At 72.3% G+C, this 9,752-nt stretch carries 11 protein-coding genes and 1 pseudogene; 7 read left to right on the forward strand and 5 right to left on the reverse strand.

Features of this window, described 5'->3' with window-relative positions; all coding sequences use genetic code 11:
- Nucleotides 1-271: 271 nt before the first annotated feature.
- Nucleotides 272-1,687 (forward strand): helix-turn-helix domain-containing protein, encoded by a 1,416-nt coding sequence (locus ACSNOD_RS08270; RefSeq protein WP_436766119.1) that lies wholly within the window; start codon nt 272-274, stop codon nt 1,685-1,687.
- A 656-nt stretch (nt 1,688-2,343) separates the two neighbouring features.
- Nucleotides 2,344-2,580, forward strand: a complete 237-nt coding sequence (locus ACSNOD_RS08275; protein ID WP_436766120.1) for a hypothetical protein — start codon at nt 2,344-2,346, stop codon at nt 2,578-2,580.
- A 178-nt stretch (nt 2,581-2,758) separates the two neighbouring features.
- Here ACSNOD_RS08275 and ACSNOD_RS08280 read toward each other — a convergent pair whose 3' ends face one another.
- Complete coding sequence (locus ACSNOD_RS08280) at nt 2,759-3,340, reverse strand: hypothetical protein (protein ID WP_436766121.1); 582 nt, start codon at nt 3,338-3,340, stop codon at nt 2,759-2,761.
- 345 nt (nt 3,341-3,685) lie between these two features.
- Here ACSNOD_RS08280 and ACSNOD_RS08285 point away from each other — a divergent pair, with 345 nt between their 5' ends.
- The 3 genes from ACSNOD_RS08285 (at nt 3,686) to ACSNOD_RS08295 (ending at nt 5,169) form a co-directional block, all read left to right on the forward strand.
- The gene (locus ACSNOD_RS08285) at nt 3,686-4,021 is read left to right on the forward strand and encodes a hypothetical protein (RefSeq protein ID WP_436766122.1); all 336 of its coding nucleotides are present in this window, start codon (nt 3,686-3,688) and stop codon (nt 4,019-4,021) included.
- A 513-nt stretch (nt 4,022-4,534) separates the two neighbouring features.
- Nucleotides 4,535-4,798 carry a hypothetical protein gene (locus ACSNOD_RS08290; RefSeq protein ID WP_436766123.1) on the forward strand — a complete coding sequence of 88 codons (264 nt, stop codon included), beginning with the start codon at nt 4,535-4,537 and terminating at the stop codon, nt 4,796-4,798.
- A complete protein-coding gene (locus ACSNOD_RS08295) occupies nt 4,795-5,169 on the forward strand; it encodes a PIN domain-containing protein (protein ID WP_436766124.1) in 375 nt (124 codons plus the stop codon). The genes ACSNOD_RS08290 and ACSNOD_RS08295 overlap by 4 nt, the downstream gene beginning before the upstream one ends.
- Nucleotides 5,170-5,431: 262 nt before the next feature.
- On the opposite strand, the gene ACSNOD_RS08300 is transcribed toward ACSNOD_RS08295, so the two are convergent.
- The 3 genes from ACSNOD_RS08300 to ACSNOD_RS08310 all read right to left on the reverse strand — a co-directional run bounded on the left by ACSNOD_RS08300 (nt 5,432) and on the right by ACSNOD_RS08310 (nt 7,027).
- Nucleotides 5,432-6,052 carry a hypothetical protein gene (locus ACSNOD_RS08300; protein WP_436766125.1) on the reverse strand — a complete coding sequence of 207 codons (621 nt, stop codon included), beginning with the start codon at nt 6,050-6,052 and terminating at the stop codon, nt 5,432-5,434.
- 340 nt (nt 6,053-6,392) lie between these two features.
- Nucleotides 6,393-6,773: a toxin Doc gene (locus ACSNOD_RS08305; RefSeq protein WP_436766126.1), complete on the reverse strand. Its 381-nt coding sequence runs from the start codon at nt 6,771-6,773 to the stop codon at nt 6,393-6,395.
- Between the two features lie 2 nt (nt 6,774-6,775).
- Complete coding sequence (locus ACSNOD_RS08310; protein ID WP_436766127.1) at nt 6,776-7,027, reverse strand: antitoxin MazE7; 252 nt, start codon at nt 7,025-7,027, stop codon at nt 6,776-6,778.
- Nucleotides 7,028-7,504: 477 nt separating this feature from the next.
- On the opposite strand from ACSNOD_RS08310, the pseudogene ACSNOD_RS08315 reads away from it, so the two are divergent.
- Both ACSNOD_RS08315 and ACSNOD_RS08320 read left to right on the forward strand, forming a co-directional pair.
- Nucleotides 7,505-7,630 (forward strand): annotated as a pseudogene (locus ACSNOD_RS08315) (zinc finger domain-containing protein); the annotation flags it as partial.
- A gap of 12 nt (nt 7,631-7,642) precedes the next feature.
- Nucleotides 7,643-8,089: a hypothetical protein gene (locus ACSNOD_RS08320; RefSeq protein WP_436766132.1), complete on the forward strand. Its 447-nt coding sequence runs from the start codon at nt 7,643-7,645 to the stop codon at nt 8,087-8,089.
- A gap of 406 nt (nt 8,090-8,495) precedes the next feature.
- Here the strand turns inward: ACSNOD_RS08320 and ACSNOD_RS08325 are convergent, their stop codons facing one another.
- Complete coding sequence (locus ACSNOD_RS08325; RefSeq protein ID WP_436766128.1) at nt 8,496-9,029, reverse strand: hypothetical protein; 534 nt, start codon at nt 9,027-9,029, stop codon at nt 8,496-8,498.
- Nucleotides 9,030-9,752: the final 723 nt, after the last annotated feature.

Genomic DNA, 9,752 nt, shown 5'->3' on the forward strand with positions numbered 1-9,752 from the left:
CGGGGTGGAGTGTCACACGCCCCCCGGCCCGCCGTACCTCTACCGGGAGGGGGGCCCCTGTCCTCCTGGCGACGTCGGCCGCCGCGGTGGTCCGGGACTCCGTCCCGTGGGACGGGACGCGATCCGATGGTTCTGCCCGCCGGGCGGGAGTGAACCGGGTCCTCGCGCCTGCGCAGGCTCTGTCCACAGGCTGCCTGCGCAAGGCTGCCGAGATGATCTCTATCTCGATCATCCGGGCGAGCCGGTGAGCGCCGTGGCGGCGCCGGCCGCCGTGAGGGTGCCCGCTCCGCGCTCGTCGGTCGAGGACGCCGGCGCGGTCGTCGTGCTGCCGGGTCTGTTCGTGCCGGAGGCGCGGCAGTGGTTGTCGGTGTCGACGGGCCGGGTCGCGCTGGACGGCTACTCGTGGATGCAGGCGGTCCACTGGGTCGCCGGGTCCGGGCTGTATCAGCCGCGGCGGCACCGGTCGCACGGCCCGCGCAGCTTCGGGGCGACGACGGTGCGGGTCGCCCAGGAGCTGGCGCAGCTGTCGCCGTGCCGTCCGGGGATCGAGTACCTGGTGCGCCGCACCGGTTTGTCCGAGCGGTCGGTGGAGTACCACCTGGCGATGCTGCGGGAGGCCGGGCTGCTCGCGTACATCGTGCGCGGCACCCGGGTGCGCGGTGAGGCAGCGCAGGCGAGCAAGTTCGCGCTGATGGTGCCGCTCGAGTTCGACGTGGCGCTGGGCGTGCGGACGGCCGGTGAGGGCACCGGGCGGCGGATGACGGGCATCGCGGAGGCCGGCCGGGAGCTGATGGCGAAGCTGGCGACGAAGGCGTCCCGGAAGGTGCGTCGGCCTCGAGCGAAGTCGTCCTCGAAGTCCCCGGCGAAGGGCACCCTAGGCAGTGCTGACCAGGGTGTTGTGACGGCTGTTTCGGATGAGGCCCGTTGCACCCCAATGGGGGGTGGTTCCTGCAGTGTTTCTTCTGCGGGTACTCCTTCCTTCCCCCCTGAGAGCAAGCTCGCCAGCGGGCAGAGCGATTCCCCCACCCCGAAGAAGGTCAAGCGCGGCCGCCGGAAGCTCAACGCGGTCGGGCGCCGTTTCCAGCTGGCCGCGGAGCTGATCCGTCGGGTGCCGTGGCTGGGCCGGGCCTCGGTGCCCCGAATCGCCTGGATCGTGCGGGAGGTTGCGGACGCGGGCTGGACAGCAGAGCAGGTGATCGCGTTCCTGGACTGCGGCGACGCCCCGGGCACCGTGCACCGCCCGTCGGGGTTCCTCGCCGGGCGGCTGGCCGGTGCGGTGGCCCTGTGGCCGACCGAGGAGGGCCGGGAGCGCGCCGTCCAGGCGTACCGGGACTCCCGCCGCGCGGAGAAGGCCCGGCACCGGGAGTGGGAGGGCGCCTGGCGGGCCCCGCGCAGCAGGGCGGTCCGCCGCATGGTCGCTGAGGCGTTCGCACCGCAGACGCAGCCGTCCGGCCAGGGCGAGGCACTGCCCGAACTGGGCGGTGTCGAAGACCTGAGCCCGCAGGACCTGGCGCAGATGCAGGCCACCGGGTGGGGCGAATTCATGGCGGGCGACACCACGCTCGTCATGACCACGTACGACACCCTCGGCCCGGCCGCTGCGGTGCACATCTTCGGCGCTGACCTGGTGCAGCGCGCTCGCAAGCTGGCGAGCGGCAGCTCGCTGATGACCGTCGGACACCGGTAAGAGGCCGCGATGACCGAGATGGTGACCATCACCAGCGGCGAGCGGCCGGGGCCTCCGGAGCTGTCCGGCGCCGACCTGGCCCGGGTCGCGCTGCACCAGGTCCGTGCGGCCGCCAAGACCCGCGGCGCGGGCGGCACCCGGAAGACGAAGCGCCCACCCGCACCCACGGCTGCCCGCCGCGTCGGCCGGGAGCCGTCCGGGGTCCACCGCCGTGCTCCAGGCCTGAGGGCCGACCGGGCCTGGGACGCCCCGGGCCGCCGGCGGCAGCGTCCTGGACCAGTGGCCGGACATCGCGACCGCCGTGCCCCCTCACCTGCCCGCCCACGTTGAGACCGTGGCGTGCCACGCAAAGACCGGGCAGCTGCATCTGCGTGCGAACTCGTCCGCGTACGCCACCCAGCTCCGGCTGAACAGCGCCCGGACGTCGCCGCAGCGAACAGCGCGGTCGGCACGGCCGCCGTACGCACCATCCCGGTCCTGGCGGCCGGCGCCGCACCCATGCCCCGTACGACCGAGCGCAGGCCCCGGCGGTCTCGGCCACACCGAGGCACCGGTGAAGACCCCGGGAGACGGCGTGCCCCGGCTACCAGGCCGCGCTCGCCGCCCACCGGGTCGTCGCGCACGAGCGGCGGATCGACCCGGCCATCGCGGAGGCTGTGGAGCGGCAGACCCGCGCGCTGCGCGCGCTCATCCGCCAGGCGTTCCCGGAGCCGGAGGCGGTGCCGGACGATGAGCCGGCCTCGCTCGAGCAGGCCCGTGCCCAGCGCCGCCGGCAGACCGCGGCGAGCGAGGCGGCCGCGCTGCGCCGGGCCCGCGCCGGACGTGCCGCCCGGCAGGCCAGGACGCAGGCCGCACTCCCGCAGCGGCCTGCTGCGCTGCGTACGACGGCGTGATCGCGGGGAGCGTGGCCCGTCGCTGTACGGCAGCCAGAAAGACCCGCATCGGGCGCCTGCCCGCCAGGCCGAGCAGGCTCGGGCGAGCGTCGGCGACTTGACCATCAGCGGCGCCCAGCAGGACGCCGTGTAGGCCCCACACTGAATCCGTGACGGTGGGCAACGCGGCCCACGCGAGTCAGATGACCTGGCGGTCGCTGTGGGAGACCGAGTTGAGGCCGATGAGCAGCACCAGGGCCGGGTCCACTCCCCTGCCGGGCGCCTCGATGCCGCCTTCGGCCACCGCCTGGAGCAGCACCTCGAACCCGAGGTCGGGCAGGACGCCTGTGGTGACGGCGCCCACCCGGACGGCCGTGCCGTCGTCCAGGTGCTCCATGGCCTTGCGCAGGTCGCCGACGGTCAGGGCGCGGTGCAGCAGGCCCTGCTGGTTGGCCGCCATGCCGTACTCGAAGGTGTGGCGGGCGTCATGGCCGGCGAACAGCAGGCAGGGCTCCTCCTCGTCGGGCCCCTGCCCGGCCTCAGCGGTGCAGAGCTCGAGATTGATCAGCTCGCGGGCGCCGGGACGCCAGCGAAGCCACCATCTGCCGTCCATCGCGGACTGCCCGAGGGCGTAGTGCCACTCACCCTCGTGACCGGCCTCCAGCTCGCACCAGGTGAAGTCCTCCAGTTCGTGCGCGCCGAACTCCAGATCGGCTAACCGCCGGTGTTCCTCCACCGTCAGCGCGGTGGCCACCGGACAGCTGCTGCGCTTCAGTGACACGGTGATCCGCTCCCCTCATGTCGTGGCTCCCCGTGTTCATCCTCGCCTCCCGCCGGGATCGCTGTCCGGCCGGAGGCGAAAGTCGCCCAGCAAGACCTACGGAGGGTCTGCTGGCGCTGCCGGGTGGCGCGCCGCGGCTGCTGGCCGACCGGCTCACCGACCGACGGGCGGAGACCGGTGGCGAGGACCTGGTCGACCGCCCGTACACGTGGCCGCCGGGGCCTGGTGCAGCGCCAGCGTGATCCACCTCCGCAGGGCAAGCCGCGCCCGGATCGCCGCGGACATCGACTGGGAGCTGTTCGGCCTCGGTGACAGCGAGCGCCGGCGCGCGTCCTCGAGGGCCGGTTGCGCCAGCAGGCCGCGAGCGAGGCGGAGGACCTCGTGCGGCGGCGGGAGCAGGCCCGCGCGGAGCAGGCCCGGCGCGCGTACGAGACCGAGCAGGGGCGCCGCTGGTTTAAGCACAACCCGAACGGCGCGGACGCCCTCGCCGCCGCAACGAAGGCCGCCGACACCGCCCGCCAGCGCACCGCGCAGTACCTGCTGGCGACGCGGCTGGAGCAGCTGCGCGAACAGGCCGCCGCCCGGACCGAGAAGGCTTCGGCCGCCCCGTGGACGGACCGGCTGCCCGAGCGCGCCGCGCGCCCGCTGGACAGCGCGGCTACCGGGGCGGTGAGCGCGTGAGGGGTCGAGCTGAGCGGCGCGGGCCTCGCGCGCCCGGCCTTGGCCGCGCTCCGGGAGGCGGCGAAGAAGAACGGCGCCACCCAGACGCAGAAGCGAAGCAGCGCACCGGCACCGCCGTACGGCGGGACGGACGGAACCCCGCGGGCTCGGTACGGCGATCTGCTTGATCATGACCGGGCTCGGCATGGCCGCCCTGGCCGCCGACAGCAGCGTCCTCGCCAGGCCGACCACATCGTCGCCGCGGCCGCGCCCGAGCGTACTGGGCACGTCCAGGCCATGAAGGTCGACGCCGAGACCGGCCGCCTGGACGTCGCCACCGACGCACCCGCGAGCGTTCAGGGGGCGAACGTTCGCGCTGCCTACACCTGACGCCCGTGCCCGTGAAGGCCGGCCCTGCCACGGCGGCCGCGCCCCGGCCCTACACCCCCCGCCACCCCGACTGTGCCGGTGGAGCGCTCATCCTCAGTGCGGCGTGCATGACGCGCGCGTTCTACTCAAAGTAGAATCTGAGGTATGGCGGATCAGGACACGAGCATCAAGACGACCAAGGATGTCCGCGATCGGTTGCGGGCGCTGGCCCGCGAGCGCGGCACAACGATGAACGACCTCCTGGAGGAGCTGGTGACCCGGGAGCTGACGCAGCAGGAACGCGAGGAGCGGGCGCAGCTGGCGTTGGAGGAGATCCGGCAGACTACCGGGGTGACGGTGTCGGGTGAGGCGCGGGCCAGGGCCCAGGAGTTTCTCCAGGAGCTGGAGCGCAGGGGCCACGCCGCGTGATTCGTGTACTGCTGGATCACACGTGCGTGCAGGCGCTGGCCGAGGGCGACGAGTTCCTCAACGGCCTGTACATCGAGGCTAGCTACGGACACGCCGAGTTGGTGGTGCCCGCGCTGTCGGCTGTGGCCGCGGAGCGGGAAAAACACGGGGCCGGGCAGCATGTGCTGCAGCGCAGGTTCATCGTCGTGGAGGACTTCACGCGGGATCACGCCTTGATGGGCGCCGCTTGGTCACGCACGGACTGGCGGGTCCTGCACCCTGCCGCATCAGTGATCCTGGCCGAACGCGCCGGCGTCAGCGCCACGCTCCTCTCGCTGAATCCCAGCGACTACATCGGCACAGGTGTGAGTCCCCTCAATCCCAGGGAATGACGTCCGCCCAGGCGAGAAACCGCCGCCTGCGCTCAAAGGCGCTGCTCGATTTCTCTGACTTCGAAGACCTTGGAGCCATCCCTGGTAGTTCGATGCGGGCAGGCCACACGCCCGCGCCACGCCCGGCCTCCGTGGTGCCGGGGCCGGCCGCCGCCGACGGCGGCCAGGAGCAGAAGCTCGTCCTCGAGGAGCTTGAACGCGGGCTGACCGTCCCGAGCCCCTCCGGTAGCGCCACCAGCGGGCGTCGTGGCGCGGTGCGGGCTTAAGCCTGCACAACCGGCCGAGCGTCTCCGGGGCCGGCGGAGAAGAACTGCCATCGCTCCCCGGGCTCGCGCGGCGGGGCGGTGAGCCGGATCGCATCCCGGTCGTTCATCAGAAGCCGGCCGGCAGCGTGCAGGTGGTGTAGGTGGACCCAGACCTGGTGCTCTTCGGGCACGTGAACGCCGTCCCCGCAGTTCAGCTGCGGACAGATCTCCCGGTGCCCGTGCCCGTGCTCGTCGTCGCCGACGCGCTCAGCGAACCTGGCGACAGGCACGGCGGAAACGCGGGCGTCAGGCCCGTCGCCGTCGGCGAGCACGATGACGCCCTGCCTGATCCGGTCGTCCAGGTAGGTGGCCGCCAGCGGCACCCTGCCGCGGTAGATCGGCAGCAGGAGCTCCTCGATCCGCGCGAAGAACAGCCGCGTCTCCGTCGGCGCCGAGGGCATCAGCTCGAACACGCCGGTCAGCGGGTCGGGCAGCAGCCACTCCCGATACCCCTCGTACGGAGGGTTGCCGTGGAACAGCGGGTCCATCTCCAGCAACCGCTGCTCCCTGCGCCGTCTGACCGCCCGTGCCGCCTGCTTGTTCGGCCCAGCCTTGCTGCCCTTACGGTTCTTCGCCACGCGCTGATCCTCCCGTCCCCGCCTGCGTCCGGCCCGGCGCCGGGCCGGAGGCTGCTCCATACGGGTCCCGTGAGGTCCCGGGCAGATCGTCTCCGCAGAGTCGCCGGCTTCGACGGGCCACGTCGTCGAGGCCCTCGGCGCCTCAAGATCACCCTTGGCCCCTTTTTGGGCTCGCCTCGGCGATCGAACCAGGAGCCGCGGGCGAGATCGCGCCCACTGGTGCACGCAGCCCGACGTGCGCCGGTGCCTCGTCGGCCTGCCCGGCGGGACGCGGGCGCGCATGGCCCCGCTCTACCGGCTGATCTCAGTGTTGTGTTGAACCGGGGAGAGGGGGCTCTGGTCAGGGGCCCGGGCGTAGGGAGCGTAGTCGGTCGGCGACGTCGTACACGGTCAGGCGTAGCCCGCGGATGTCGCGGATCAGGTCTTCCCACGGGCTGAAGGAGTCGTCGACGTCGTGTCCGCAGGCCCGGATGTACGCGACGGCGACGCCGTACGCGAAGTACGCGTTGCGGGCCGGCAGCGGGCGCAGCAGCACCAGCTGCTCCAGCAGCGCGGCGGCACGCCAGTACGCGTCGGGCTCACCGGTCTCCAGCTGCGGGGTGTTCACCTTGTGCCGGGCGACCGCGGCCACCAAGGCCGAGTAGTCCCGGACACCGAGGTCCTTGCCGAGCAGTTCCTCCTGGCGGTCGAGGAGCCATCGGATATCGATGTGCAGCTCCAAGGTCAGGCCGCCCGCCCCGCAGCGTCCCGAGGTGCCGGGGCGTCATCGGGGAAGGCCGCGTCGAACGCCTCCATGATGCCGGGCTTCGAGGTGACCTCGCGGAACACCTGCGTCGCCTTGTTCAGCTTGAGCTGGTTCTCTTCCTCGATGGCCAGCTCCGCCAGGTAGGCGCGCACGCTCATGCCTCGGGCCGCGGCGAGCGCGGCGAACCGGTCCCTGGTCTCGGTGTCGACCTTCACCGTGGTGTCTGCCATACCTCCGAGTATGCACCCGCGAATACCTTCGTGAATACCGTTCGCTGGAAAAGCACCACCCCGCCACGGCCGTGCCCGCGCCGAGGGCAGCGGCAGGCAGGCCACCGCGCCCAGCGGCGCGCGGTTGCGGCCGCCGTCGACACCACGACGCCGCGCTTGCGGGGTGGAGCGCGTACGGCCACCGGGCACCAGCTGCGGCAGGACGAGACGGCGCGAGCCGTGGGCCCGGCGCCCACGCCGTCGCGATCTGGGCCGTGGTCATGCTGCTGGACGCCCGCGGCCGCACCGCGCCCTGGAGCCCCGGCGAAGACATGGCGGAGTACGAGCCAGGGGCCGTCCCGGGCCTACGCGATCACTGGCCGCGCCCGGTCTCGCCGTCCTCGCCGCCGAGTCGACCGCCGCGGCCCGACGGCTGGCGCGTGGCGGAACCAGTGGATCAGGGCGACGGAATGAACACTGTTCTGCGTGAGTCGAGCCGTGCCGCCGGCAGTCCGTGAACGCGCCCGCAGCCGTAGCTGCCCGCAGTGCCATGCCAGACCGGGCGAGAAGTGCGCCCCGGACCGAGCCGGGCGCTCCCAGCTGCACCGCGGGCGAATCGATGATGCCCAGCGGGCCATGGAGCCTCTGCCGCCGTACCGGGTCCTCCGGCCGGACGCACCCCGTGTCGTCATGGAGCTGCACCCGGGGCTGGCCGACACGCTCGTGGTGTCCTGGCACAAGGATGTCTTGCGCGACCTGACGAACTACCCGTACGAGGCAGCGGCTCTGCTGCGGCTGGCCTTGTCCCAGGCCCAGGCCAGGACGCTCGACAACTTCGTGTTGGCACGGCTCCTGATGCCGCTGGAGTTCCTCACCCCCGAGGAAGTGCGTGAGGCGGTCGACCGGCTCCTCGCCCGCGGTTTCGTGAAGCGGGAGCAGGACACCTACGTGTCCGTCAGTGCGCTGGCGCTCGACATCATCGAGCGCGCCGAACTGCCGACGCAGTTCCGCATGAAGTGGAACGCGGCCAAGGCAAGCTGCCCCGGGCCCCCGCCGCCCACCCAACAGCTGACCCTCATCTGAGGGGTCGACGTGGCGCCTGGGAAAGAACCCTTCCGCTCCGGCCGCGGTGAGCAGGATGTCGCCCCTGGAACTGCGGGCCTTCGCCTACCTGGCGTGGGCTGCGGCCGCGCACCGGGAGTGAACTACCGCGACGTCGGCCGGCTCTCGCTGCCCGGCGGGGGCATCATCGAGGCCCGGTGATCTGCTCCCGCGCCGCCAGTACGAGACGTTCAAGGGCCGTCCGCCCACCGCGCAGGAACTCGCCGTTGTCCTGGGGGGCAGGACGGTACACCCGTCGCTCAGGCCCTCGGGCGCCTCATCCAGACCGGCTGGCTGCTGCAGACCCCGCACGGCCTTTTGGACGCTGCGCCCCGACAGGGCACGGCTGCCGGTCAGGAACGTCTCCGGGCTTCCCGGGCAGCACGTGCTACCGATCATGCACCGGGCAGCCGGCGGAGGAATAGCAGGACGGGTCCTCGATCATGTGCAGGTGCGCCTGGTAGAACTCGTCCCACTCCGCCGCGTCGTACGGCTGGACGATCACCGGCTGTTCGGCGTGCATCCACCTTTCCGCCGTCGTGATGTAGGGGAAGCGGTACCGGGCCGCGATGGGACGCGGGTCCGTCCGCGGTGCGAGGGCCACCGAGGGGTTCACCCACAGGCGGGCGGTGCCGTCCACGTCTCCCTCCAGCGCCAGGAACTGATGCTCGACGAGCCATGCCACCACCTCCCGAAGGCGCGCGACAGGGACTTCCAGCTCCTCGGCCCAGTGGGTGAAATCGAACAGAACCTGCGCACTGCCCTCCAGGTGCCGGGACAGGATGTCCAGCACATCGCGGGTGGTCTCGTCGTCGCCTCGGCGTTTTCTTCCGTCGGCCCGGGCCTGAACGCGGCGAAGGAGGCCGGCGGCCTGCAACGCTGGCCCCACCACGACGCCGAAGTCGCACGTACAGCTGGTCACACCTACACAACTCCTCGTCGACGACACGGGCATCCCTGCGGGAGGAAACCCACACGAACAGAGCAGGGTGATCACCGGGCGCGCTCCCGTAGAAACGACCACGCTCGCCGTGGCCGTGCAGCGGTCGCAGGTGGGGGGCGAACTCGCGCACAGTCCCTCGCAGGGCGAAACGTCGTAGAAGGCGACCTGGACTTCCTCCTGACGAAGCCCGAACCGGCGGTGCGTTCGGGGACATGGAGCCTTGGTCCGGGCCAACTACCTGGTCACCCAGGAGATCAGCCATCGCGGCCAGAGCACAGCATGCTGATCAAACCCAGCGGAGACAGGGGCGGCTTCGCGAACGGGAGCAGGCCTGCGGCCCGCGCAGCCGGCCCCCGCGCCAGCGGCTTCGTCGTGCTGCCCGCGCCACGCCCGGCCTCTGTGGTGCTGGGGCCGGCCGCCGCCGACGGTGGCCAGGAGCCAGAGCTTGTCCTCGAGGAGTTTTCAGCCGCTCCAGCTTCGCGGGCGGCGGGCGGGCCGTCAGCGGGGGAGGTGCCGGAGCGCGTCTGCGGCGGCGCGGGCGAGTTCCTGGCCGTTGTCGCCCACATGGGGCCCGTCGCGAGCGCACCGTACGCAGCTACCTGCCGGGCCGTCCGGCAGGTCGTCTCGGTCCCGTGGTCGCAGGGCCCCCGGGGGCCCCTGGGTAGGTCTCTCGGCGACTTCCCGAGATGTCCTGCCCTTTAG

It is taken from the genome of Streptomyces sp. URMC 123, from assembly GCF_051386515.1.
In the GTDB taxonomy this organism is placed as follows: Bacteria; Actinomycetota; Actinomycetes; order Streptomycetales; family Streptomycetaceae; genus Streptomyces.